Origin of the sequence: Pseudomonas sp. NPDC077408 (assembly GCF_050269105.1) — a bacterium.
GTDB lineage: Bacteria > Pseudomonadota > Gammaproteobacteria > Pseudomonadales > Pseudomonadaceae > Stutzerimonas.
On the sequence record NZ_JBNNHS010000005.1, the window covers coordinates 1 to 23,397 of the forward strand.

Here is a 23,397-nt window from a genome sequence, read left to right on the forward strand (position 1 = left end):
AACTCAGTAGTGAAACGACGCATCGCCGATGGTAGTGTGGGGTTTCCCCATGTGAGAGTAGGTCATCGTCAAGCTTCTACACCAAACCCCCGATCATCGTAAGATGGTCGGGGGTTTGTCTTTGCGCGTAAAAAACTAACGTTCGATTGAGCGTGCGCGGTAGCAGCCAGCAGACCGGCGAAAGCTTATGGCTTCGCCTAACGCCAGATTGCGGGATGGGACGTAAGCGATCCATAAACCCCTCCTACCGCCAGCAGGGTTAGCCAGTCAGGATGCAGTCGTTGGTGGGCAGTTCCCGGCAGCAGCGCTTCGTAATCGTCAACGCTACTCGACGCTGGCAGGCGCTCGAGGATGTGGCGCAGCCAGGCATTAAGGCCGTGCCCGCTGGCCTTGGCGGTTTCGATCAGGCTGTAGATCTGCGCGCTGGCAGTGGCGCCCTTCGGCGTGTCGCTGAACAGCCAATTCTTGCGGCCGATGACGAAGGGACGGGTGGCCTTCTCGGCACGGTTGTTGTCGATCGGCAGGTGGCCGCCTTCGACATAGCGCACCAAACGGCTCCAGTTGCTGGCCAGGTAGTTCACCGCCTTGCCAAAGGCTGTCTGCCCGGCGACCTGCGGCTGGCTCTTGTTCAGCCAGGCCTTGAGTTGGCCGAGCAGTGGCTGGCCGCGTTGCTGGCGAACGTCGAAGCGTTCGCTGTTGTCAGCGTCCTTCAGGTCACGCTCGACGCCTTAGAGCTTGTTGATCAAGTTCAGCACCATGTCGGCGCGGCCGGTCTTGCCCTTGGGCTGTACCTTTTGGGCTCCGACGAACTTGCGTTGCGCATGCGCTCAGCAAGCCAGGCGTTCGATGCCCTCTCGTGCGACCACAGCATTGTAGCCGGCGTAGTCGTCGGTCATCAGGTAGCCGCGGTAGCCGTCGAGCAGGCGCAACGGCACCTCCTGCGCGCGGCTGGTGGTGTAGTCGAAAAGGATCACCGGCTTGTCCGGCGGCCCACCGCTTTGCACCCACATCCAGGATTGCGCGCCCCGGCTCGTGCAGCACCTGTAGACGCGTCTCATCGCTGTGCAACCGAGTACTCCAGCAGCTTGTCGCACATCAGGTTGAGCAGCGGTTGCAGTTGCTCGCCACTTTTGGATCACCCTGCGCGCCAGGGGCTGGCGGGGGATGTCGACGCCGTGACGGCTGAGCATCCTCTCGAAGCGGTACAACGGTATGCCGTCGGCGTACTTGGTGGTCAACAGCATCGCAAGCACGCTGGGGCTGGCCAGGCTCTTTTCGATCAGCTGGGCCGGCTTGTCGGCAGTCATTGGCGCGGTTTCATAGGTCTTGCAGACGTAAGTCTTGCGCACATGACGACTGCATCGGAATGATCTCCAGCTGCTCGCTGGTTGCCTCGCCGATGACCTGTTTGCAGACGCCGCAGGCACAGGTCAATTCGTGCTCGGGCAGTTCGTGGATGATTTCCACACGTGGCAGGTTGCTGGCAACGACTTGCGCTTGCCGCGACGCTTGACCGGCGCGACGACTTCTTCGGCTTCGCTTGGAACGGCGGCCGGCTCGTCGATCAGCTCTTCGGCCTCGTTGAACATGGCCAACTGCGGTGCGCCGCCTCCTCAGGGCTGCGCTCGGACTTGAGCGAGAAGAGTTTATGCCGCAGCAGGGCGACCTGTTCTTGGAGCTGAGTGATCTTGTCCAGATCAAATTGACGCGCCTGCAGCACGTCTAACAGCAACTGCTTGAGCGCGGCAGGGTCATCAGGGCGTGTTTCGGGCACGGCAATCATGACCGTGGATTTATACCGGCTCAGGCCACGAAACGCGGCGTCAGCACCTGGTGCGGTCGGTTACGCCACAGGTCGATACCGTCGAGCAGCCAGTTCAGCTCGTCCACCGTCAGTTCGATGGCCTCGTCACTGACATCGGGCTTGGTTTCGAAGCGCTCGGCCTCGAGGCGCTTTAGCCACAGGCAGAAGCCATTGCGCTCCCAGTAGAGGATCTTGACCTGGCTACGGGTGCGGTCGAGGAACACGGACAGCACCGGGTTGAACACTTCCACCTTGATGTCCAGTGCGACCAGAGCGGCCAGGCCATTGATAGATTTGCGGAAGTCGACGGGCTTGGATAGAGGTAGACCTTCTGCACCTTGGCGTCGGGACGCATCATGACGGGGCTCCACCGGGAATAACAGGGAGCCCAGCATCCGGGAATGGATAGCTCAGTTGAAGGTGGGGTTTATGGAGCGCTTACGATGGGACGGCGATGCAATTGACGCACGACGCGCAGAGGTTGTGTTGACCTGCGTTGGTTGAGTCAGGGACGATTATTTTACATCAGCAGCTTTACAAGCTATGTCGGCAAGGGCTCGTAAATTCGTATATGTACCGAGCTTCCGTACGTCCGTTTGTAAAGAGCCATTTATAAATACCGCTTCCATGCAAGCAGTGAAACAGGGTCAAGATTACCTGACCTGTGTGCCACCCAGCACGCCGATGATCTCGCCAAGCAGCCGGTGCAGCGCGTCGCGATGCCCCATGGCGCCGCTGGAGGGCTGCTGGGTGTTGGAGGTCATCACCACGGTCATCTCGAGGCCCGGAACTACGTAGACCATCTGCCCGCCATAGCCCCAGCCATAACGCACCGCTTCTCCGCCCAGCTCGGTGATGAACCAGCCATAGCCGTAGCCGTGACCGGTGTAGCGCGAGCGGGTGCGGGGTGTCCAGGACGCTTCTATCCAGTCCTGCGACAGCAGCCGTTCGCCCGAGGCCGTGAGCCCGCCGCGGCGGTAGAGCTCGCCAAAGGCCAACAGCGAGCGGGGCGTCATCGCCATCTCGTTGCCGCCCAGGTAGATGCCCTGCGGGTCGTGCGTCCAGGCGCTGATGGTGAAGCCGTCGAGTGGCGCCAGCCACTGTCGCGCCAGCTGCAATGTGGATTTGCCGGTGCGGCACGTAAGGATTGCCGAGAGCAGATGGCTGGAGCCCGTCGAATAGATCATCGCCGTGCCGGGGTCGGCCTCGAACGGTCGTGCCAGTGCCGCACGAACCCAGTTGCGACTCGCCACCCAGGCGCCGTAGTTGCGCCCGGAGGTCGATCCGAGCCCGGCCTGCATGCTCAGCAGGTTGCCAACCGTCACCTGATGCAGACGTGGATCGGGCTTGCCGGGTAGGTCGGCTGGCAGAAGCTCCGCAATGGGCTGCTCGACGCTCTCGATGACGCCCTTGTCGATGGCGATGCCGACCAGTGCGGAAATCACCGATTTGGACGCGGATTTGATGTTGCTCGGCCTGGTCGTGCGATGGTCGCGGTAACCGCGCTCGGCAAGGATCTCGCCACGCTGGGCGATGATCAGGGTTTGCAGCTGCTCCAGGCGCTCGGCCTGCGCGAGTACGGCAGTCAGCCGGGTATCGGCGACAGCCAGGGGGCAGAGAAGGAACAGTATCGCCAGGCAGAGTGCGCAGCGGGGGCGGGTTCTCGATGGGTGCAGGAGGCGAAGGGCAAGTGAGTGCATGCAGGGTTCGACCCTGGCCTGACTCGACCGTGCAATCCGAAAGCCCGGCAGCGGCCCGGCTCTCGGATACCGAGCGAGTTTACTGGCGAATCCAGGTCTGCGTTCGGCCTAGCGCCTCGATGCCGATGTAGCCGCGGACCTCCAGCTTGTCGCCGCCTTCGAGCAGCTTGGCCTTGGCGCGGTAGGTCTTGCCCTTGGCCGGGTCGAGGATGGTGCCGTCGCTCCAGGCCTGTTCGCCGTCCGGCTTGAGGTCCCAAAGAATGGTCATGCCGGTGATGGGCTGATCCTTGCGCTCGCCGTCGCATTCGCTGCAGACCGGGTTCGGTCCGTGATCCGATTTCAGGATTTCGGCGACCTTGCCGCTCAGCGTGCCGTCAGCGGCCTGCTGGATTTCGACGATTGACTTGGGCTTGCCGGTTTCGTCGTCGATGGTCTGCCAGCGGCCGGCAGGCGATTCGGCGGCAAGGGCCAGTGACGAGAGCGAGAGCGGCAGGGCCAGCAGCAGGGCATTGAAAAGAGGACGCATGGTGTCTCCAGTGATGGAAAAGGCAACGCCGACTCTAGCACCGGGCATTTGTCAGCACTTACCCTGGCCGGCTGACTGGTCGGTTCTCGTCGCTTTCGCCATCCTCAGTCGTCCCTATCGCGGGATGGCTGGCGGCCGATCGCGGCCGCCAACGCCAGTGCCACGACCGAGCTGTGTGCGGCGTTGGTGCCGTGGTTGGCTCCCGGGAACAGCTGAAATTCGCTGTGCAGGCCGTGGCTGGACAGCCGCTGCAGGCGGTCGACCAGATCCCGGGCATTGCCGACCATGCGCCGCTCGGCCATATGGCGCTGGCGCGGGTCGTCCATGGCGGCATCCGCCGCGGGCTCTTCGGCACCGCCAGCCGTGACCAGCAGGCGCGCGGCGACAGGCTGGTCCGCGAGCTGCCGTTCGAATGCTTCGAGCGTGCGTTCGACATAGCCCTGGTACCACCAGATCGACGGACTGGCGGCCACATAGCCCTGAAATGCCTGCGGCTTGGTGAACAGTGTGTAGAGGGTGAGCAGGCCGCCGTAGGAGTGGCCGAACAGGGTCTGCCGTCGGGCGTCTACCGGGTAGCGCTTGGCGATCAGGGGTTTGAGTTCGTGCTCGATAAAGGCCAGAAAGTCATCGGCACCGCCCGATGGCGGCGGTTCTCGGCCCGGCAGGCGCTGGCGATCGTCGGCTTTGGGCGTGTAATCCTCGGCACGCGCCTTGAAGTCGTACAGGGCCTCGCCGGGGTAGCCGATGCCAACCACCAGTACCGAATCGCGCAGGCTTGGGTCGGGTCGGTCCTCCAGCGCCTGGGCCTGGATCGCCAGCCCCGGAAACAGGGCGTTTCCATCCAGCACATAGAGCACCGGATAGCCACCCGGCGGTGGCGCGTGTCGCGGCTCAGAGACGAAGATGCGGTAGTCCTTGCCGGTGCGTTGCGAATGCAGGTCACGCTGGTTGCTGTGCGGCAGTCGAACCGGCTGCCAGCCGGCTTCTTCCCCGGCGTGCGCCTGTACGGCGGCAAGCCCCATACCAGCCAGCAGGACGAGCAGCGCGCCTTTCATGGCTCGACCTGCCTGTGGCCTGGCGGCAGCGGCCCGTCCAGCCAGTTCACCTTCAGTGCTTCCTCGCCCGAGAAGCGATGGAGGTGGTCGTCGATGACGAAGCGCAGGCGCTTTTCCGCCTCGCCGGCCTCGGCCTGGCAGTCGATCAGTAGTCGCTCGTCATCGGCAAGCATCCGGCACTGGCCGAAGGCGAATTCGACCTGCGCCTGACGTTCATCCAGCTGGACGTCGGCCTTGTGCGCGAAGTGTTTGCACAGCCGCGTCATGTTGCGTGACGCGCGGGGTGTCGCCACCTGGGCATGAAACTGGGGCATGGTGATCTCCGGAAGTCGGCCGCCCACGCGTACGGACGCAGGCGGCTAGGTGGATCAGAACTCGTAACGGGCGCCCACCGTGAAGCTGCGTGACGGGCCGTAGAAGTTGAAGGTGCCGACGCTGCCGACCCGCGAGTAGTACTTGCGGTCGAGCAGGTTGTTCACGTCGAAGGTGCCGGTCAGCTTGTCGGTGATCGGGTAGGACAGCTTGGCGTCGACCACTGCATATCCCGGTGCGCTGAGGCGCGGGCTGCCGGCGCGTTCGATGTAGTAGTCGCTCATCGCGGTCACGCCGCCGCCGATGCCCAGGCCGCGCAGGGCGCCGCCGGGCAGGGTGTACTTGGTCCACAGCGAGGCCTGGTGCTGGGGCATCAGCGCGAAGAGCGCGTTGTTGTCACCGGCCAGGTTCTCGGTCTTCATGTAGGTGTAGCCGGCCAGCACTTCCCAGTCGGGGGTCAGGTAGCCGCTGATTTCCAATTCGCCACCGCGGATGCGGGTCTTGCCGGTGGCTTCGTAGACGCCGCTGATCGGCGCGCCGCTGTCATCGATGGCGCCTGCCGAGCGGTTCTCGTCGGTGAGCTGGAAGGCGGTGACGCGCGCATTGAGGTCGCCGCCGAAATAGCTGCCCTTGATGCCCACCTCGTACTGCTCGCCTTCGCGCGGGTCGATGATGCGGCCGTCGGCACCGGCCTCGCTCTGCGGCTTGAATACCTGCGAGTAGCTGGCGTAGAGGGAGTGCTGGTCATCCAGATCGAACACCAGGCCGCCGTAGGGCGTGACATAGCCGGACTCGCGCACATCCTGCGTGGCGCTGCTGTTCTCGCCTTCGAAGCTGCTGACCCGCGCGCCACCGATCAGCGCCAGGCGCTGGATCGGGCGGAAGGTCAGCTTGGCGTAGAGGCCGGCTTCGCGCTCATCGGTTTCGGTCGGTGTGCCGAAGGTGACGTTCGGCTTGCTGGTGTCGCCCGGCTGGTAGCTGGCGACGTCGATGGCGCCGAGATTGCCGCGGGCGTCCGCGTACTCGGTCTCGTAGCGCTTGAAATCGCTGCCGATGACGAACTCGCTGACCTCCCCGAGCAGCTCGAATGGCTGGCTGTAGTTGGCATCGACGGCGAGGGTGTCCTGCTCCAGATCACGGGCGGTGTAGGCCAGGCTGGTCGCGCCGCTGTTGACGTTGCGTGCGGTGAAGGCATAGAGGTAATCGGTCGCGCGCCTGGAGCCGCGCACCGCCACGCGACCGTAGCCGCCATTGTCGAAGCGATGGGTCAGCTCGGCGACGACGTCGGTGCCGCGGCTGTCGAAATCACCCCAGTCGGCGCCCAGATAGGTCGAGCGGCTGAAATCTTCCAGGTTGCCGTCGATGGCGGCCGGATAGCCGTTGTGCGGAAGGATGTCCTTGGTCTGGTGTATCAGGCCGAAAGACATGGCGGTGGCGTCGGACAAGTCGATGTCCAGCGCGCCGTAGAAGCTCTCGCTGGTGTTGGCGTTGTAGTCGACCTCGCCGTTGGTGTCGGCGCGGGAGATCACCGTACGGCCGCGCACGCGCCCCTGTTCGTCGAGCGGGCCGGACAGGTCGGCTTCCAGGTAATGGGTGTCCCAGCTGCCGTAGCGCCCGGTCAGGCTGCCCTGGAATTCGCGGGTCGGACGCTTGCGCACCATGTTGACGATGCCGCCCATCTCGCTGGTGCTGTTGAACAGCCCGGACGGCCCGCGCATGACCTCGACCCGATCGAACGGCGACAGCGACGGCAGCGTGCCGTTGATGCTGGCCATCGGCGCGGGCAGGCCATCGATGTTGAATTCGTCGTACTCGTAGCCGCGCGCATAGATCGACGAGCGCCCGCTGTCGTTGGTCAGGGTGCGCAGGCCGGTGGAGTACTTGGCCAGGTCATCCAGGTTCACGAACTGGCGGTCGCGGATGTAATCGCTGGTGTACACGCTGATCGACTGCGGAATGTCGCGCAGTTCGGCCGGCGTCTTGGTGCCGACGGTGGCGGCCGGCACGGTGTAGCCGCCGCTTTGCTCCGAAGACGGCATGTCATACAGGCGGTTGCCTTCAACGGTGATGCTCTCCAGCTGCACCGGTTCGGCTCGGGCAGCGACGCTCTGCGCCAGGGCGCTCAACGGAAACGGGCCGAGCAGGCCGGCGAGCAGCAATGGCCTTAGGCTTGAGGTGCGGAGAATTCTGTCCATGGGCGGCTCCTGTCGCAGCGGCGGCGACGTGTTGGCAAACGTTCGCACTACTTAATGATAACGATTTGCATCAAGGAATGTCGGAGCGTAGTCTGCCACCCAGCCGCTTCGCGAACCTTTGCGGGGCCGAACATTTGCTTTGCAATCCCGTCAGATCGAGGCGCAGCGCCGCATGAATCAAGCTGATCACATCATTCGTGGCGATGAGTTGCCGGCCATGAGCAGGCCGGGGCTGCGCCTGCCCAACGAGGATGACGACCGCCTGCTCTACGGCCGAGTGAAGTGGGCGCAGCTGCGTGATGGCCTGTCGCTGCACTGGTCAGATTGCGAAGAGCTGCAGGATTTCGTCACCGAAAACGTGGTTGGCCCGCGGGTGTCGTTCGTGCTCTTTATGCAGGGCCAGAGCCGGGTCAGTTATGGCGACCTGTCGCTGACACTCGGTCAGCCGGCGTCGCAGCGTGCCCCCGAGGGCGTGGCGGTTTCGATGAACGAGCCAGTGCTGTTCCGCCGCCAAGCGCGCCGCGGCAGTCATATCCGCAAGCTGGTGGTGAGCCTGACGCCGGACTGGTTCGAAGGGCGCGGGGAGGGTGTCGTCTCGAGCGATGGCGCGATCCGCCGCTTCATGGACAGCCACCTGGCGCCGCGCATCTGGAAGCCCTCGGCGCGGCTGCTAACGCTGGCCGAGCAGATGCTCAACCCGCCCGGCTATGACCCGCTGCTTCAGGGCCTGTACCTGGAAAGTCGGGCGCTGGACATCGCCTGCGAAGCACTGATCAGCCTGGGTGATGGCTCGGCGCCGGCGGAACAGGGCCTGCGCCCGCAGGAGTATCGCCGTCTGCAACGCCTCCTCGCGCTCCTCGACAGCGGTGAGGCCGACGACTGGACGCTGGAGCGCATCGCCCGGGAGGTGGGCGTCAATGCCACCACGCTGCAGCGGCAGTTTCGCCTGTTCAAGGGCATGACCGTGTTCGAGTACCAGCGTGCCCGCCGGCTGCAACTGGCGCGGGAGGCTTTGGAGCGCGAAGGTGCCAGCGTCAACGAGGCGGCTTGGCGCGCCGGCTACAACAGTCCGGCCAACTTCGCCACGGCGTTCAAACGCCAGTTCGGCATCAGCCCGCGGCAGGTGCGGGCGAGAGTTTAAGCGCTTAGTAACCGACCTGCTCGACGATGAGGTACCGGCTCCATGAGCGACATGGAGAACGATAAGACCATCGCGCTTCGCGATGAGCCATGCGGACATTCCAGAAGCGCGTAAGTATCAGATTGCTACCGTAAAGGAGGACGTCGGCGAGCGGTATCTGAAGACAAACGCTTCGCCATCGGGCGCTACCTGCAGTCGAGCAATAAGTACGAACACAATTATGAAGAACTAAAGGCCGAGCATGATTCCGCTGTGCGAAGCCGCGGACCTTGGGATAAGGGGCCCGCGCGTCTTTAATCCCAACACCTCCACGCAGCCTTATATGGCTTACAGCCGACAGACCGACGACGTTGTGCTACGCAACCAGGCCGCGTTCGAGCAACTGCAGACCGATGGCACGGTGACCGAGTGGATGGCAGGACATCACTGATCCGTGCCACCGGGTTATCTCAAGGCCCGGTGCTCTGTTCGAATTCATTCAGCGCCTTACGGCAGCCGACCCCAGAGCCTTCTCCGAGTCCAGCCTCCAGCCAAGGCAGAATTGCCAATGGCGGCGCTATCAAGGCGCCGGCCACACTGGCAACGGCACGGGCTGCCAATTCGCCAGTTACCACGCTGACCTGCGGGTTGCTCAGAGTGCCCTGCAGTTCCACAGGTGAGTTACCTGAGAACAGACTGATGTCCTTGGCGTGAGCCTCGAATGCCAGGTTTAGGCGTTCGCTGTCGAGCTTGATGGTGCCCCCGCCAGTGATGTTGCTGTCGGTGGTGCTGATAAATAACTGCTCCAGCTTGGCTATGCCATCTGTCGAGTCGAAACGCAGGTAGGTGCAATTCATTGGCACCTGATCGTCGTCAGCGAGCGCGGCCAACGCAGCTTCCCCGCCATCCAGGCCGAGCAACTCTACAGCGAGCATATCCAGCTTACCGCCAGACATCGCAAGTTCCAGCTTGCCATCGAGTGCAGCCGCCATCTCGCCCAGGGAGTGACCTTTGAAGTTCAGGTCCAACTGGCCGCCAATGGTGCCGGCCGAGTCCTGCGCTACCTGCGGAAGGTCAGCTTCGCGCAGGACAGGGGACAAATTGACGCTGGTGATATCCAGGTGCAGTTCACCCGTCGGTTGCGGTGGCCGTATGTCCAGGCGCAGCCGGCCATTGGCCTTGCCCTTACCAATGGCGAGCTTCAAGGGTTCGGCTACCAATACGCCTTCGTCCAGCTCCACTTTGAAGTCGACCGCATTCAGAGGTATTTCCTTGGCTACCACGTAATCCGCCTCGTAGCGGACGATAGCGTCGCGGTCGCGCAGTGCATCGAGGCCAAGCGATTCGTCGGAGAATACCTGCCCATCGTTCGGGTCGGTCGGTGTGTCGGGGGCTTTCAGGTCTGACGTGTGGAGGGTGTCGGAATGCAGATTGGCCCAGAGCATGGGGCGACCGCTGAGGTCGAGGCGAACGTCGCCGCTCAGGTCGCTCTCGCCCCATTGCGCACGCAGATCCTGCAGCCGCAACTGCTGATTCTCCCAAAGGAGCTGACCGCGCAGCTGGTAGCCTGCCAGCGAAGGCAGGCTCAAGCCGGTCAGCGGGTTGAGGTTCGCCGGGTTCGGGCCTTCGAGCGAAATCGCGAGATCCGCCGCCTCCAACTGCAACGGATCGGTGATGGTGCCATTCACGCTCAGACTGCTTTCGCGCGACGTCACCGTGCCTTCGACGGGATAGGGTTGATCGTCGAACAAGGCTTCCAGCGCACCGACATCAAGTTCGAACTGCAGCGGCACCTCGTTGCGCCAGGCCTCGCCCGTCAATAGCAGACCGGAATCCGTGGAGGTGGCATCCACTTCGATCCGCAGGTCGCGAGCTGGGTTTGTATAAGTAAGGTGCGTGTCGCTCAGATGGGCTGAGTTCTGCGCCAGCTGCGCATGCAACTCACCATCCAGCGTGCCCAGCTTCGGATAACCCAGTGGCTCAAGTGCACGGCCCAGATCCAGCTCCTCGACAGAGAGATCGACCGTTCCGCTCAGCGACTTCTTCGTCAGGTCGAGGGCGCCTTTGGCGCTGATCGCCCCGTCGCCTTGCTCGGCGTGTAGCTGGTCGATCTTCAAACGCTGCTCGGCCAAGCTGCCCTTGAGCACGATGTCGCTCAGCGCGGCATCGCCATACAGGAGCTGCTCCAGGCTGAGGTCCACTTCGCCGCGATAACGGCGCAAAGGCTGCAGCAGATTCTGAGCGCGCTGTTGCAGCGATTTGTCACCCTTAGCGTGCGATTGAGTGCTGTCCTGCTCGGCGTTAAGCAAGCGCATTACGCCCCAGCGATTGAGGTCAAGCCTGTTGCCTTGCATCTTCACGCTCAGTTCGGGCGTTTCACCACGCTCCAGGACCAGCGAGCCGGTGAGGTGGCTTTCGCCTGTCTTCAGATCCATGTCCTGCAACGCCCAGCGCTGCCCATCTCGCTTGAGCTGAGTGTTGAAATCGAATGCCGGAACGTTGATAGCCGGAGTATCGAACGCCACCAGTTCGGCCGAATCCGGCGCGCTCACCGTCAGCTTTCCTTGCAGAGCATCGAGCTGCGGAAGTTGCTTGGCTTCACCGTTGAAGTGCGCCTGGATCTCGCCCAGTTGGGCGTCGAGCGTCACCGCATAGGGTGCACCGCTGGCCAAGGCCTGGGAGGGCGGCTCGCCAGTCAGGCTCAGTTGCAGTGGTTTGCCCTGCACGCTGCCCTGGCCTTCGATGGAGAGCTGTCGCTGGTCCGGGCCGTTATCGGTGGTGGCGATATCAAGGGTGACCTCGGCGTCCAGCGCGGCATCGCGATAGGTGAGTCGCCCGTTCTGGATGCGGATGGTATCGGGCTGGATTGGCGAGCCGCTGTCGCTGGAGCTGTCTTCGCTTGTCAAGGCGGCCCAGTTGGAGCGGCCATCTGCCTGCCGGGCCAGATGAATCTCAGGCTGCTCGAGCTCGAGCAATTGCAGGCTGAGGTTGCCAGTCAGGAGCGCACCCACATCGATCTCTGCCTGCATCGCATCAAGCTTGAGCATATAGGGGTGTTTGGCCCACTCGGGGTTGGCGATTTCGACATCGCTTACGCTGATCCCCAGCGGAAACCCCCAATCGATGTCGAGGGTTCCGATCTCTACCTCGCGACCATCCAAACGCTGGCTCAGTTGGGCTTCGATCTTTTCCCGTGCCCACTGCGTTTGCACCAGCACTGCCGCAATCACCGTGAGCAGCACCAGGCCCGCCAGCACGATTCCAAAGATTTTCGCTGCCTTCGCCACGTTGCCTCCTGATCCGGTTTCGCTCGTGCGCGATACATGAGGGTCAGCTGCAGTCGGATGCAGCCCTGTGAAAGTGTCGACCCCTTACCGGGCGGAAAAGGTCACTGCAAATTTCCCAGGCACGGCCACGGGCAACGGCTGCGAGTCCCGCAGAAGCGACGAAAGACAGGTTAGATAGGCGCGAGGGCAAGCCGCAGAGACGGACGAACGGCATCGCCGTCGTCCGTGCTTGAACGGAGGTTAACCCTGCAGATCGGCCAGCATCGCCGTGGCCACCGCTTCGGCCACCTTGATGCCGTCGACACCCGCCGAGAGGATGCCACCGGCGTATCCGGCGCCCTCGCCAGCGGGGTACAGGCCGCGGGTGTTGATGCTTTGCAGGTTCTCGTTGTCGCGCTTGATCCGCACCGGTGAAGAGGTGCGCGTTTCGATGCCGGTGAGGATCGCGTCGGGGCGGTCGAAGCCGCGGATCTGCTTGCCGAACGCCGGTAGGGCTTCGCGAATGGCCTCGATCACGTAGCCGGGCAGCGATGGTGCCAGATCGCCCAGCCGCACGCCCGGCTTGTAGGAGGGTTCGACTTCGCCGAATTCGCTGGACGCACGACCGCGAATGAAGTCACCGACCAATTGGCCAGGCGCGCAATAGTCGCTGCCGCCCAGTTCGAAGGCGTGCGACTCCAGCCTTTCCTGCAACTCAACGCCCGCCAGCGGGCCGCCGGGGAAGTCCTCTTCCGGGTTGATACCGACGACGATGCCGGCATTGGCGTTGCGCTCGTTGCGCGAATACTGGCTCATGCCATTGGTGACCACCCGGTTGGGCTCGGACGTGGCCGCCACCACGGTGCCGCCCGGGCACATGCAGAAGCTGTAGACCGCCCGGCCGTTCTTGGCGTGGTAGACCAGTTTGTAGTCGGCCGCGCCCAGCTCTGGATGCCCGGCGTACTTGCCCAGGCGGGCATTGTCGATGAGCGATTGCGGGTGCTCGATGCGAAAGCCTACGGCGAAGGGCTTGGCTTCGATATAGACGCCGCGCTCATGCAAGATGCGGAAGGTGTCGCGCGAGCTGTGACCCAGGGCGAGCACCACATAGCGGCTGCGGATTTCTTCGCCGTCGGCCATACGTACGCCCTGGATGCGGCCGTCTTCGATGACGAAGTCGACCACGCGGCTGTCGAAACGCACCTCACCGCCCAGCGCCTTGATTTCCTCGCGCATGGTCGAGACAACGCCGGTCAGGCGGAAGGTGCCGATGTGCGGCTTGCTGACGAACATGATCTCTTCCGGCGCGCCGGCGCGGACGAACTCGTGCATCACCTTGCGGCCGTAGAACTTCGGGTCCTTGATCTGACTGTAGAGCTTGCCATCGGAGAACAGCCCAGCGCCGCCCTCACCGAACTGCACGTTGGATTCCGGGCTCAGCACCTTTTTGCGCCACAGCGCCCAGGTGTCCTTGGTGCGGCTGCGCACGTCGCGACCCCGCTCCAGCACGATCGGCCGGAAGCCCATCTGCGCCAGTGTCAGCGCAGCGAACAGCCCACACGGGCCGAAGCCGATCACCAATGGCCGCTCGCTCAGCCCCTCGGGCGCCTGGCCGACCGGATAGTAACCGGTGTCCGGCGAGACGCGGATGTTGCGATCATCAGCCAGACGTTCGAGCACCTTCGCTTCGTCTGCCACGCTGACGTCGATGATGTAGACGAAGGTGATCTCGCTGTTCTTCTTACGCGCGTCATAGCTGCGCTTGAAGACGGTGAAGTCGAGCAGTTCGGTGTCGCTGATCTTCAGGCGCATGACGATGGCCTGGCGCAAGGCCTCAGCGGGGTGATCGAGCGGCAGTTGCAGTTCGTTGATGCGAATCATGACAGGTCCTGGCCGGTAGCCCCGGCAGAGGTAAGGTGGCGGCGCGGCGAACCTGGGCGGTTCGCGCGGCGCGCAGTGTAGCCGCGGCGGGGCAGGCTGTCATGAGCCTGGAACGACGGGAGCGAGCCGGCCATCGCGGGCGGCAGCCGGTCGGCTCGGTTGGTTTACTGCAGGATTACCCGCGCATTGACGGGCTGCAGCGGACGGTTGTTGGCCTCGCCCACAGCATCGGTCAGGGCCTGAATCTGTGCGCTCGAGGCCACGACCGGTTGCTTGAGCACCAGCCAGCGAACCCCTTCGGAGCAGGGCGGCGTGGTGAGCGAGCCGCTGAAGCGGTAGTAATCCAGATCCGCCGGCAACATGTTTCGGATATTCACCGCAGTGGGGATCGGCTGCGTGTCGCCCTCTGCGGGCAAGCTGTCCCAGAGTTTCGCCAGTACCGGATTCTGCTCGCCCTCCTTGAACATCAGGGCCACCACCGCCAGGTTGCCTGTTTCGTCGGCATGTACCAGATGGCCTTCCAGCGGGTAGGACTGCCCCTTTATCTGGTTTTCACTGGGCATGTGGAAGTGAAACTGGATCAGCTGAAAGGTCTTTCCATCCAATGTAAGGGTGCTTCCGGGTTTGTAGGCGACCTGGACGGTATGACCGCTGTTGACGACTTCGCTCGCGCCGGCGGCATAACTGACCATCAACGGCTCCAGTTCGGCTTCGACGAAACCGTCCAGGTTGACGGGCGACTGGTTCTTGCCGCTGCAAGCGTTGAACTCAGGCGTGAGCTTCGCCCAGTTCTCCGGGCCTGTTTCACCCGAGTATTCCCAATTCGTGCCTGGCGTGACTGCCAGCGCATGGGTGCAGAAGAACAGAGTGGCAAGCGAAGGGGCAAATTTCATGACAAGTTCCTCGACTTCAAAGAGCGACGGCGATGTCTGCCGTCTGGTTATGCGGCTCCTGCCTGGCGTGTGGTTGCACGTTGAAAAAGAAGCTTGCTGAGCAAGCGTTCCGAATGCTGGCCCAGCGACCCGGGCGTCATTGTTTTTTGTCGTCGCAATCCAGGCGGCGTTCTTTTCATCCGACGGGGTGCGGTTGGGCGCTGGCCGGGCGATGCGCTTTTCGCTTCCCTTTCCGGTTGGCGAACTTCACCATGCGCGCCTTGTATATGTATTGAAGCCGGAGCGACCCCATGATCAATAACGATGTAATGCGCAGCCTGCGCTACATCCTCAACGTCAATGACGCCAAGATCGCAGAGATCACTCGGCTGACGGGTTGCGAGATTCCCGATAGCGAGGCGGTGTCTTACCTGGCGAAGGAAGACGAGGAAGGCTTCAAACCCTGTCCGGATCGGATCATGGCGCACTTCCTCGATGGCCTCGTGATCTACAAGCGCGGCAAGGACGAAAGCCGGCCGATTCCACCCATCGAGTTGCCGGTGACCAACAACACGGTGCTGAAAAAACTGCGTGTGGCCTTCGAATTGAAGGAAGACGACATGCACGCGATTCTCCAGTCGGTCGACTTCCCCGTATCCAAGCCCGAACTCAACGCGTTGTTCCGCAAGGCCGGACACAGCAACTACCGGGTGTGCGGCGACCAGCTGCTGCGTAACTTTCTCAAGGGGCTGGCGCAGCGCAGTAACTGAGCAAGCTCGCCTGTAGAGCCGTCAGGCATGAAAAAGCCCCGTTATCGACGGGGCTTTTTCGTATCACTGAGCGTTAGCTCTGGATCATCGAGATGACCTTGTCACGCAGCTGAGGATTGTTCTGCACCGCCTGGTTGATGGCGTTGTATTCCTCAATGCTCAGGTTGTTGTTTTCAACGGTCTCCATCATCTTTTCGTTGGCCTGCTGCTGCAGCTGTTGGGCTTCGGCCGGGTCTCCGGTCTTCTCCAGCTTGGCGGTAAAGTCCTGGCGAATCTCCATAATTTCACCCAGCGAGTCGGCAAACTTTTCCAGCTTCTTGTCGCTGATGTCCGACGCTTGCATCGCCGGTGCCGCTTGAGGGGCTTGTGGCTGGCTCGCCTCTTGAGCGGAAGCCTGGGAGGCACCGGCTGCCATGAACAGGGCAAACAGGCTGGTGGACACGAGGCGAGTATTGAACTTGATCATGGTGGTAGTCCTGATAGTGGAAAAGACGAACAAGCCTTTGCATCAGCCATGCCACTCACCGCTACTGTCCCTAACTGCCTGATTTCATAGCGATTCGACCATCCGTCCCGTTCGCCTCGACGGTCAGATGGGCGCTGTGTATGGTGCCAGAATGGCACATGTAGCAGTTTGGCAGCGAACCTCGACGTTGCGCGGGGCGTTGCTCCTCAAGGTGGTGATCCCCCTCGTCGCGATCATGCTCGGCTTCAGTTACCTGTTGCTGTGGACCGTCGAGCGCAACAGCGAGCGGCGTTTGCAGGAGGAGGTCGAACTCGTAGCCCGCGCCGTGCGGCTGCCACTCAGCGACAGCCTGGAAAAGCAGCACGACCGGACCGCACAACAGGTGCTCGAGTCTGTACTCGGTGTCGGCCGTGTCTATGGCGCCTACCTGTACGACGATCAAGGGGCGCTGGTGGCCTTCGCTGGTGCCATCGAGCCGGACCAGGACCAGACCTCGATCCAGCGGCTGACCGCTGACGGCAAACGCCGTGGCGGCTATCAGCGCATCCGCGGACGTGAGGTCTATTCCTATTTCCTGCCGTTGGAGCAGAGCGGCGGGCGCATCAACGGGCTGTTGCAGGTCACCCGCCGCTGGAACGATTTCGAGCGTGACACCCGGCAGTTGCGGATGATTGCGGGCATTTGCGCGGCGGTGCTGGCGCTGGCGGCCGTCTGCATCGTTCTGCTCGGTCACTGGTCAGCCATCGGACGGCATCTGCACGAACTGACGCAGAGCATGGCACGGGTGGCCGCAGGCGAGCGCAAGCACCGTGCCCCGCGCAGCGGCCCGCAGGAAATTGCCGTCCTTGGCCGGGCGCTGAACCAGATGCTCGACAGCATTGCCGATGCCGAGCAGCGCATGGCCGAGCAGAAGGCCCGCGAGGCGGAACTCGAGGCGCGCCTGCGACGTTCTCAGCAGCTCGCCGCCGTGGGCCGGTTGGCGGCGGGCGTCGCTCATGAGCTGGGTAGTCCGTTGAGCGTGATCGATGGCAAGGCCCAGCGCGTGTTGCGCAGCGAGAGCTTGGAAGACGGCCCGCGTAAGGCGCTGTTGCAGATTCGCAGCCAGGTGCAGCGCCTGAGCGGCATCGTCCGTCAGCTGCTGGACTTCGGTCGCGCGGCGGGGCGGCCGCCACGCCGCATGCCAGCTGATGTGCTGGCCCATTCGGCCGCCGCGGCGGTCGCCGACGAGCTCGCGGCCCTTGATGTCCAGCTGCAGCTCCAGGCCCCGCTGGAGCCGCTGCACTGCGAGGTCGATCCGCCGCGGTTCGAGCAAGCATTGACTAATCTGCTGCGCAACGCGGCTCAGGCCAGCCCGGGCGGTCAGGTGGTTCTGCGCTGGTGGGCAGAAGCCGACAGGCTGTTGTTTCAGGTCGAAGATGACGGTCCGGGCGTCGCCGAAGAGCACCGCGCGGCTTTGTTCGAGCCCTTCTTCACCACCAAGGCGGTGGGCAAGGGCAGTGGCCTGGGGCTAGCGGTAGCGCACGGCGTCGTTGCCGAGTGTGGTGGGCGTATCGAACTGGTTTCGGGTTCGCTGGGCGGTGCGGCTTTTCGTATTTCACTGGCGCTGGCCGATGAGGAGCAGGGCAATGCAGACGGATGACAGTGCGCCCCAGCGGGTTCTGGTGGTGGAGGATGACGACAGCCTGCGCCAGCTGCTGGTAGAGGAGCTGGAAGACCGCGCGCTGCAGGTGCAGGCTGTGGCAACAGCGGAAGAGGCCCTGACGCGGCTGGAGGGCTGGGAGCCGGACCTGGTGGTGAGCGACCTGCGCCTGCCGGGCGCCGATGGCATGTCGCTACTGCGCAGGGTCAAGGCCATGCAGGCGGCACCAGCGTTTCTGGTGATCACCGCGTTCGGCAGCATTCAGCAGGCGGTCGCCGCTCTGAAAGAGGGGGCGGACGAATTCCTGACCAAGCCGCTGGACTTGGATCATCTGGGGCTCTCGGTCTCGCGCGCATTGGAAACTCGGCACCTGCGGGACGAGGTGCGGCGTTTCCAGCAATTGCTCAGCGACGACCGTTTCCACGGCATGCTCGGCCGCAGCCGGGTGATGCGCGAACTGTTTGACCAGATCCGTCAGCTGGCGCGGGCCGCCGGCCCCGTGCTCGTCATCGGCGAGAGCGGGACCGGCAAGGAGCTGGTGGCCCGCGCCGTTCACGCCGAGAGCGAGCGGGCACAGCGGCCGTTTCTGGCGATCAACTGTGCCGGGCTGCCCGCCGAGCTGCTGGAAAGCGAATTTTTCGGGCACGCTGCCGGGGCCTTTACCGGTGCCAGCCGCGCCCACAAGGGGCTGTTCCAGCAAGCCGATGGCGGCACCCTGTTTCTCGACGAGATCGGCGAAATGCCGCTGCCCCTGCAGGCCAAGCTGCTGCGCGTGCTGCAGGAAGGCACCATCCGTCCGGTGGGCGGCGAGCGCGAGCTGAGCGTTGACGTGCGCATCATCGCTGCCAGCAACCGGCCCCTGGAAACCGCTGCCGGCCGCGAGTCCTTCCGCGAAGACCTGTTCTTCCGTCTGGAGACCTTCATCCTGCAGGTGCCGCCGCTGCGCGATCGCGAAGAAGACCGCGAACTGCTCGCCGCCGGCTTCGTCGCGCATTTCGCTGCGCGGGACAGCCGGCCGGTGCGGGGCCTGTCGCAGGCGGCACTGGAGCAGCTCAGACGCTATCCGTTTCCCGGCAACGTGCGCGAATTGCAGAACGCCATGGAGCGTGCCGTGACCTTCTGCCATGGCCGCAGCATCGAGCTGGAGCACTTGCCGACGCGCATCGCCGGTTACCAGCAGAGCGCACCCGAGGCACGTTCCGATGACCTGCTCGGGGCCATGATTGACGGGCCCCTGTTGCCGACACTGGACGAGCTGGAGATGCGCTATATCCGCCACGTGCTGGAGCGGGTCGAGGGTAACAAGCGCCGCGCCGCCGCACTGCTGGGCATCGGCCGGCGTACGCTTTACCGACGCCTGGGCGAGCAGGAGCAGGACGACAACGGTTGATCCTGCCGGGCCGGGTGCCGGAAAGCGGCAGTGGCGGCAGCCTCTGCTCCGGCAGAAAGACACTGCGCCTGAGCGAGAACAGTTTGCGCGCCACCAGACGAGTTGATCGGTGGACGGCGCGAACTAGCTGAGCTGTACAGCGGTGCGCGGCGGCAATTGCTCCAGGCGCAGTTCGGCCTGGGCCAGATTGCGCACCGCTACCCACTCCGCCAGCGCCGTGACCGAACGCGGCGGCGAGATCAGGTAGCCCTGGAACAGATCGCAGCCGGCCTGCAACAGTGCGGATTGTTTCTCCAGGCTGTCGACACCCTCGGCATTCACCCGTTTGCCTTGGGCCTGACAGAACGCAACGATCGCCGTCAGGCTCTGCTGCATCTCCGGGCGGGTCAGCCGCTCGACGATCGCCATGTCCAGCTTGATGGTATCGGCCGGGTATTCGAGCAGCTGCTGGATCGAGGTGTAGCCGACCCCAAAATCGTCGATGGCAACACGGAACCCGGCCATCCGGATCGCATGCACCGCCGCCATGGTGTTGCTGCAAAGTTCGGTGGCGTAGGTCTCGGTGAGCTCGATCTCGATGCGGCTGGTGCAGATGTCGTAATGTGCGGCGCGCTCAGCCAGGTAGCTGCACAGGCGGTCATCGTCCAGTTGCGCCGATGACACGTTGATCGCCAGGATGACATCCTCACCGAACAGCCTGACCAGTTGCGGATAACCGGCCAATGCGTGATCGATGACCCAGCTATCGATTTTCGGAAACAGGCCTGCACGCTCGGCGATGGGAATGAATTCGCCGGGCGAGACCGTGCCCAGCAGCGGGGAATGCCAGCGCAGCAGTGCCTCGCAGCTCACCACTGCGCCTTCACGATCCACTGCGGGCATATACACCAGGCGGAATTGTTCGTCGCCGTCGAGCGTCCGTAACTGTTCCTCGATTACACGGATGCGCTGGTCGCGTTGCTCCAGCTCCGCCGAAAAAGCGACCGCGAAGTTCTTGCCCAGGGCCTTGGCCTGATACATCGCAGTGTCGGCGCGTGTCAGCAGCTGGGTGATCGAGGCGGCATCCTCGGGATAACGGGCGGTGCCGATGCTGACGCTGACCTGGTAAAGACGATCCTCTACGCTGAAGCCGCCGCGGCACAGGCCGAGCAACGCATGAGTGAGCTCGGGCAAGCTGTCGCTTCCGGCTGGCGACAACAGCAGGACGGCGAACTCGTCACCGGACAGCCGGGCAAAGGCTGTTTCGGTAGCCGGATGGGTCTCGCAATGGCGCTCCAGTGCGCCCTGTACACGCAGGGCAAAGATCCGCAACAGCGTATCGCCGGCGTCATGGCCGTGCTGATCGTTGACCTGCTTGAAGTTGTCCAGGTCGAGGAACAGCAGGGCCAGCTGTTGTCCGCCTTGCTCGCACTTGTCATGCATGGCTGCCGCCAAGATGCCGAAGTGGGCGCGGTTGCTGATGTGAGTCAGGCTGTCGGTCCAGGAGATTTCCTGAATGCGCTGCAGGGCCTCGGTATTGCGCTCGTGCAACGTCTTCATGTTCAGCGTCAGGCGGCCGATCTCGCCGCCGTCGGTGGGCTCGTCAAGCGCCGTACGCTTGCACCGCAGCAGGTCGGTGAGCTGCTTATCGAGATGGCTGATGGGGTCGGTGACGTAGCGGCGGATCAATAACAGCAACAGGCCGCTGGTGATCAGGCAGATCAGCGAGCCGCCGATAAGGAAGGCGAGGCTGAGTTTGCGCAAGCGCTCGGCAAGGTAGTGCGGAGGGGGCGTCAGCCGCGCCCTCAATGAACCCGACAGCTCGACCTCAGCGGCCAGGCGCGACCTTGCCGGGCTCGGCGTCGGGGCAATCTCCACCACAGCGCCGTAGTCTGCCTCGAGCTGGTTCTTCAGGGCGATGAACTGCTCGGGCCGCACGGCCAATTGCAGGGTAAAAGCTTCCTCGCGTTGGCTGGGCAACGGCCGGGTAGCCGAGGCCGGCAGGATGAAATCGGTGTCCAGCAGCAGCGGCCCGCCTTCGGCGTTTTCCACGTAGATCATTTCGTCGGTTTCGGCGGCCTGCTTGGCCTCTCTTACGATCCGCTGCTGGGTGGCATTCATCCTGGCGAACGGTGACAGGCTGCTTTCGAAATAATAGGCGACCTCGCCGTCCGGCTCGACGATCGCGAAGGAGACGAACGACAGACGTGCACTGGAGAGCGAGCGGATGCTCTGCTGGATGCGCAGGCCCAAGGTGTCGTTGCGGTAGGCGGTATCCGACTCGCGCAGGAACAACAGCAGCGCTTCGCTATCGGTAATCGAATACAGCGCGCTGCGATTGAATGCCTGGTAATCCAGAAACGCCGACTTCAAGGCCGACAGTCGCTGCGCCAGACGCGCCTGCTCCAGACCCAGCAGCGATGCGCGCTGGGTCATGTAGGCGGTCGTGGCGGCGAGCAGCTGGACGATCAGGATGACCGGAAAGATCACCAGCAGCGCGCGTTTACCGAGCCTCATGGGCGTTGATCAGGGCGCTGATGATGCGCCGCCGTGTCTGCGTCGCTTCCAATGGCCGCGTCTCGTACACCTGGCTGTTCTGCAACACCGCTTCGGGTGGGTAGATGGTCGGGTCCTGGCGTATCTCCTCAGGCAGCAGTGCCTTGGCGGCGGCGTTTGTGGTGGCGACGCCGAGCTCAGCGCTGTTCAGCGCGGCAATCTTCGGATTGTTGAGGAAATTCAGGAAGCGATAGGCCAATGCTTTCTGCGCACCCTTGGCCGGGATGGACAGGCAGTCCACCCAGAGCAGCGTGCCTTCCTCGGGCACCATGTAACGCCAAGGTTCGCCCTCGACACCTTCGACTTCATTGAGCACCTGTTGATCACCGCTGTAGGCCAGAGCCATGTCGGCCTTGTCGAGATAACGCTGGCTGCGTAATGACGTGATCACGTACTCGTAGGTCAGTACGGCAGGAGATTGTGCTTGCAGTAACTCGAAGGCCGCCTTCAGCTCGTCATTATTCGAGGTGTTGATCGAGTGCCCCTGGTGCAATAGCGGGCCGGCGAGGATGTCTTCATGGTCCTCCATCATGATGATGTGAGGCTCGTCGCGATTGGCCGGCTCGAGCAGATCCGCCCAGGATTGCGGCGCGTTGGGCAGGCGGTCGGTCCGATAGGCGATGCCGAGCGTGCCCCATAGATAAGGGATGCTGTGCGCACCGCAGCTGTCACGCCAACGCTGGGGAACATGCTTGAGATTGGGGACTGCTTGCTCGTCGATCGGATCGAGCAGCCCACGTTGGCCGAAGCGAGATGAGCTGATCAGCTCGGTCAGGGCAATGTCGATCAGATGGTCGGGTTTGGCCAGTACTTCGTCGCGCTTGTCACCGCTGTCGAAGTACACCTGCTCGATCTTGATCCCCGTTTCGGCTTCCCAACGTTCGATGACCGATTCGCTGAGGTACTCCTCCCAATTCAGCAGGTTCAGGCTTTGCCCCGCATACGGGGCGGTCGACGGAAACAACAGGCAAGTCACCGCCAGCAGTGCGCTGCGAGCCCGGAAAGGTGTTTTGTGGTTATTCATCAGGCTGTCCATCCGCTACGGCATGTCCTTTTCGGGACCGTCGCGGTGACCCCTGTTACTGCAGGTCGCCCCGACTGGGTCTCTGGCTGTAATGGAAGAATGCGATGTGCTGAGCGGGCACGCTGAAGCGCGACCACTCAGTCATCTTATCGACAGCCAGTAGTGGCACTTTAATGGCGCCAGGCGAATGACGGCAACAAATTTGTAATTTCGTCCATGCAGTTCCGATCAACGGGCGGTGATCGGTTGTTTCCCTGGTGCTACCCGAGGGCGTGACGAGCTTTGCAGCCAGGGTGCTAATAGCTTCGTGGACAGGGGGATGAACAAGTAAGTCATCAGCGGCGTCAGGGCCAGGGTGCTGAGCAGTATTCGCATCACCAGACTCAGCTCGCCGAGCATCCCGCCAAAAACCATGTTGAACAGCAGCGAGACCGGAAAGAATGCCAGCCAGATCGCCACGCTCTGCTTCCAGCGCGGTGGTGGAGGGCTGTCAGCGCCGCCAAACCAGGCGTCGATACCTCGGGCGCGTTGCTCGTGGGGTTGACCGAAGAGCTCGCCGCCGCGCTGCAGCCACGCTCGGCGCGATGCCGAATGCTCCCAAGAATCGAGTGTTTGCTCATCGGCGAAGCGGAAGACGATCTGAAATTCATCGTCGCCAGGCGGGGGCGCCAGCACGCCGGAGCCGAGATAGCCGGGAAAGTCCGCGGCCAGCTGTTCGCCTTCGTGCAGCCAGGCGAGGAGGTCGTGGTAGCGGCCATCGCGCACGCGGCGGGCCACCATCAGGGTGACGGGTTGCGTAGACATTGTGTATCTCCAGCATCAGGCCGGCCACCCGGATAGGG

20 protein-coding genes, 1 rRNA gene and 1 pseudogene are annotated in these 23,397 nt (G+C 63.2%); 5 read left to right on the forward strand and 17 right to left on the reverse strand.

Annotated elements, in window-relative coordinates; all coding sequences use genetic code 11:
- A 5S ribosomal RNA gene (gene rrf, locus ACQKEK_RS14110) occupies nucleotides 1-74 on the forward strand; the annotation flags it as partial.
- Nucleotides 75-197: 123 nt separating this feature from the next.
- Here rrf and ACQKEK_RS14115 read toward each other — a convergent pair.
- The 10 genes and pseudogenes from ACQKEK_RS14115 to ACQKEK_RS14160 all read right to left on the reverse strand — a co-directional run bounded on the left by ACQKEK_RS14115 (nucleotide 198) and on the right by ACQKEK_RS14160 (nucleotide 7,592).
- Entirely contained in the window at nucleotides 198-476 is a 279-nt protein-coding gene (locus ACQKEK_RS14115) for a transposase domain-containing protein (RefSeq protein ID WP_499143682.1), read from the reverse strand.
- Nucleotides 477-488: 12 nt separating this feature from the next.
- Nucleotides 489-1,307 (reverse strand): annotated as a pseudogene (gene tnpC / locus ACQKEK_RS14120) (IS66 family transposase); the annotation flags it as partial.
- Between the two features lie 123 nt (nucleotides 1,308-1,430).
- Nucleotides 1,431-1,589 (reverse strand): hypothetical protein, encoded by a 159-nt coding sequence (locus ACQKEK_RS14125; RefSeq protein ID WP_499143515.1) that lies wholly within the window; start codon nucleotides 1,587-1,589, stop codon nucleotides 1,431-1,433.
- Nucleotides 1,565-1,783 carry a hypothetical protein gene (locus ACQKEK_RS14130; protein ID WP_499167639.1) on the reverse strand — a complete coding sequence of 73 codons (219 nt, stop codon included), beginning with the start codon at nucleotides 1,781-1,783 and terminating at the stop codon, nucleotides 1,565-1,567. Before ACQKEK_RS14130 ends, ACQKEK_RS14125 begins: the two co-directional genes overlap by 25 nt.
- A gap of 20 nt (nucleotides 1,784-1,803) precedes the next feature.
- The gene (gene tnpB, locus ACQKEK_RS14135; protein WP_499143516.1) at nucleotides 1,804-2,199 is read right to left on the reverse strand and encodes an IS66 family insertion sequence element accessory protein TnpB; all 396 of its coding nucleotides are present in this window, start codon (nucleotides 2,197-2,199) and stop codon (nucleotides 1,804-1,806) included.
- A gap of 258 nt (nucleotides 2,200-2,457) precedes the next feature.
- Complete coding sequence (locus ACQKEK_RS14140) at nucleotides 2,458-3,504, reverse strand: serine hydrolase domain-containing protein (protein WP_499143517.1); 1,047 nt, start codon at nucleotides 3,502-3,504, stop codon at nucleotides 2,458-2,460.
- A gap of 79 nt (nucleotides 3,505-3,583) precedes the next feature.
- Entirely contained in the window at nucleotides 3,584-4,030 is a 447-nt protein-coding gene (locus ACQKEK_RS14145) for a DUF2147 domain-containing protein (RefSeq protein WP_499143518.1), read from the reverse strand.
- Between the two features lie 104 nt (nucleotides 4,031-4,134).
- The gene (locus ACQKEK_RS14150) at nucleotides 4,135-5,085 is read right to left on the reverse strand and encodes an alpha/beta hydrolase (RefSeq protein ID WP_499143519.1); all 951 of its coding nucleotides are present in this window, start codon (nucleotides 5,083-5,085) and stop codon (nucleotides 4,135-4,137) included.
- A complete protein-coding gene (locus tag ACQKEK_RS14155) occupies nucleotides 5,082-5,399 on the reverse strand; it encodes a DUF2218 domain-containing protein (RefSeq protein WP_499143520.1) in 318 nt (105 codons plus the stop codon). Before ACQKEK_RS14155 ends, ACQKEK_RS14150 begins: the two co-directional genes overlap by 4 nt.
- Before the next feature lie 54 nt (nucleotides 5,400-5,453).
- On the reverse strand, nucleotides 5,454-7,592 hold the full coding sequence (locus ACQKEK_RS14160; protein WP_499143521.1) for a TonB-dependent siderophore receptor: 2,139 nt from the start codon (nucleotides 7,590-7,592) through the stop codon (nucleotides 5,454-5,456).
- 172 nt (nucleotides 7,593-7,764) lie between these two features.
- On the opposite strand from ACQKEK_RS14160, the gene ACQKEK_RS14165 reads away from it, so the two are divergent.
- The gene (locus tag ACQKEK_RS14165; protein WP_499143522.1) at nucleotides 7,765-8,733 is read left to right on the forward strand and encodes a helix-turn-helix transcriptional regulator; all 969 of its coding nucleotides are present in this window, start codon (nucleotides 7,765-7,767) and stop codon (nucleotides 8,731-8,733) included.
- 449 nt (nucleotides 8,734-9,182) lie between these two features.
- On the opposite strand, the gene ACQKEK_RS14170 is transcribed toward ACQKEK_RS14165, so the two are convergent.
- The 3 genes from ACQKEK_RS14170 to ACQKEK_RS14180 all read right to left on the reverse strand — a co-directional run bounded on the left by ACQKEK_RS14170 (nucleotide 9,183) and on the right by ACQKEK_RS14180 (nucleotide 14,752).
- Nucleotides 9,183-11,999: an AsmA family protein gene (locus ACQKEK_RS14170; protein WP_499143523.1), complete on the reverse strand. Its 2,817-nt coding sequence runs from the start codon at nucleotides 11,997-11,999 to the stop codon at nucleotides 9,183-9,185.
- Nucleotides 12,000-12,239: 240 nt separating this feature from the next.
- Nucleotides 12,240-13,859 carry an NAD(P)/FAD-dependent oxidoreductase gene (locus tag ACQKEK_RS14175; protein WP_499143524.1) on the reverse strand — a complete coding sequence of 540 codons (1,620 nt, stop codon included), beginning with the start codon at nucleotides 13,857-13,859 and terminating at the stop codon, nucleotides 12,240-12,242.
- Between the two features lie 164 nt (nucleotides 13,860-14,023).
- A complete protein-coding gene (locus ACQKEK_RS14180) occupies nucleotides 14,024-14,752 on the reverse strand; it encodes a carbonic anhydrase (protein WP_499143525.1) in 729 nt (242 codons plus the stop codon).
- A 290-nt stretch (nucleotides 14,753-15,042) separates the two neighbouring features.
- Here ACQKEK_RS14180 and ACQKEK_RS14185 point away from each other — a divergent pair, with 290 nt between their 5' ends.
- Entirely contained in the window at nucleotides 15,043-15,501 is a 459-nt protein-coding gene (locus tag ACQKEK_RS14185) for a YehS family protein (protein WP_128121886.1), read from the forward strand.
- Nucleotides 15,502-15,574: 73 nt separating this feature from the next.
- Here ACQKEK_RS14185 and ACQKEK_RS14190 read toward each other — a convergent pair whose 3' ends face one another.
- Complete coding sequence (locus tag ACQKEK_RS14190) at nucleotides 15,575-15,967, reverse strand: DUF4168 domain-containing protein (RefSeq protein ID WP_045431339.1); 393 nt, start codon at nucleotides 15,965-15,967, stop codon at nucleotides 15,575-15,577.
- Between the two features lie 151 nt (nucleotides 15,968-16,118).
- Here ACQKEK_RS14190 and ACQKEK_RS14195 point away from each other — a divergent pair, with 151 nt between their 5' ends.
- Both ACQKEK_RS14195 and ACQKEK_RS14200 read left to right on the forward strand, forming a co-directional pair.
- Nucleotides 16,119-17,606 carry an ATP-binding protein gene (locus tag ACQKEK_RS14195; protein WP_499143526.1) on the forward strand — a complete coding sequence of 496 codons (1,488 nt, stop codon included), beginning with the start codon at nucleotides 16,119-16,121 and terminating at the stop codon, nucleotides 17,604-17,606.
- The gene (locus ACQKEK_RS14200) at nucleotides 17,593-18,996 is read left to right on the forward strand and encodes a sigma-54-dependent transcriptional regulator (protein ID WP_499143527.1); all 1,404 of its coding nucleotides are present in this window, start codon (nucleotides 17,593-17,595) and stop codon (nucleotides 18,994-18,996) included. The genes ACQKEK_RS14195 and ACQKEK_RS14200 overlap by 14 nt, the downstream gene beginning before the upstream one ends.
- Nucleotides 18,997-19,119: 123 nt before the next feature.
- Here the strand turns inward: ACQKEK_RS14200 and ACQKEK_RS14205 are convergent, their stop codons facing one another.
- From ACQKEK_RS14205 to ACQKEK_RS14215, 3 genes are all read right to left on the reverse strand, one after another.
- Nucleotides 19,120-21,492: a putative bifunctional diguanylate cyclase/phosphodiesterase gene (locus tag ACQKEK_RS14205; protein ID WP_499143528.1), complete on the reverse strand. Its 2,373-nt coding sequence runs from the start codon at nucleotides 21,490-21,492 to the stop codon at nucleotides 19,120-19,122.
- Nucleotides 21,479-22,555: an ABC transporter substrate-binding protein gene (locus tag ACQKEK_RS14210; protein ID WP_499143529.1), complete on the reverse strand. Its 1,077-nt coding sequence runs from the start codon at nucleotides 22,553-22,555 to the stop codon at nucleotides 21,479-21,481. Before ACQKEK_RS14210 ends, ACQKEK_RS14205 begins: the two co-directional genes overlap by 14 nt.
- 228 nt (nucleotides 22,556-22,783) lie before the next feature.
- On the reverse strand, nucleotides 22,784-23,359 hold the full coding sequence (locus ACQKEK_RS14215) for an antibiotic biosynthesis monooxygenase (RefSeq protein ID WP_046163036.1): 576 nt from the start codon (nucleotides 23,357-23,359) through the stop codon (nucleotides 22,784-22,786).
- Nucleotides 23,360-23,397 lie beyond the last annotated feature (38 nt).

Bases quoted from the DNA above. Each gene is read 5' to 3' on its own strand.
- ACQKEK_RS14210 (WP_499143529.1), bottom strand. From the start codon at position 22,555: ATGAATAACCACAAAACACCTTTCCGGGCTCGCAGCGCACTGCTGGCG.
- ACQKEK_RS14190 (WP_045431339.1), bottom strand. From the start codon at position 15,967: ATGATCAAGTTCAATACTCGCCTCGTGTCCACCAGCCTGTTTGCCCTG.
- ACQKEK_RS14125 (WP_499143515.1), bottom strand. From the start codon at position 1,589: ATGTTCAACGAGGCCGAAGAGCTGATCGACGAGCCGGCCGCCGTTCCA.
- ACQKEK_RS14200 (WP_499143527.1), top strand. From the start codon at position 17,593: ATGCAGACGGATGACAGTGCGCCCCAGCGGGTTCTGGTGGTGGAGGAT.
- ACQKEK_RS14130 (WP_499167639.1), bottom strand. From the start codon at position 1,783: ATGATTGCCGTGCCCGAAACACGCCCTGATGACCCTGCCGCGCTCAAG.
- ACQKEK_RS14205 (WP_499143528.1), bottom strand. From the start codon at position 21,492: ATGAGGCTCGGTAAACGCGCGCTGCTGGTGATCTTTCCGGTCATCCTG.
- ACQKEK_RS14180 (WP_499143525.1), bottom strand. From the start codon at position 14,752: ATGAAATTTGCCCCTTCGCTTGCCACTCTGTTCTTCTGCACCCATGCG.
- ACQKEK_RS14195 (WP_499143526.1), top strand. From the start codon at position 16,119: ATGGCACATGTAGCAGTTTGGCAGCGAACCTCGACGTTGCGCGGGGCG.
- ACQKEK_RS14185 (WP_128121886.1), top strand. From the start codon at position 15,043: ATGATCAATAACGATGTAATGCGCAGCCTGCGCTACATCCTCAACGTC.
- ACQKEK_RS14145 (WP_499143518.1), bottom strand. From the start codon at position 4,030: ATGCGTCCTCTTTTCAATGCCCTGCTGCTGGCCCTGCCGCTCTCGCTC.
- ACQKEK_RS14160 (WP_499143521.1), bottom strand. From the start codon at position 7,592: ATGGACAGAATTCTCCGCACCTCAAGCCTAAGGCCATTGCTGCTCGCC.
- ACQKEK_RS14215 (WP_046163036.1), bottom strand. From the start codon at position 23,359: ATGTCTACGCAACCCGTCACCCTGATGGTGGCCCGCCGCGTGCGCGAT.
- ACQKEK_RS14155 (WP_499143520.1), bottom strand. From the start codon at position 5,399: ATGCCCCAGTTTCATGCCCAGGTGGCGACACCCCGCGCGTCACGCAAC.
- ACQKEK_RS14140 (WP_499143517.1), bottom strand. From the start codon at position 3,504: ATGCACTCACTTGCCCTTCGCCTCCTGCACCCATCGAGAACCCGCCCC.
- tnpB (WP_499143516.1), bottom strand. From the start codon at position 2,199: ATGCTGGGCTCCCTGTTATTCCCGGTGGAGCCCCGTCATGATGCGTCC.
- ACQKEK_RS14165 (WP_499143522.1), top strand. From the start codon at position 7,765: ATGAATCAAGCTGATCACATCATTCGTGGCGATGAGTTGCCGGCCATG.
- ACQKEK_RS14175 (WP_499143524.1), bottom strand. From the start codon at position 13,859: ATGATTCGCATCAACGAACTGCAACTGCCGCTCGATCACCCCGCTGAG.
- ACQKEK_RS14150 (WP_499143519.1), bottom strand. From the start codon at position 5,085: ATGAAAGGCGCGCTGCTCGTCCTGCTGGCTGGTATGGGGCTTGCCGCC.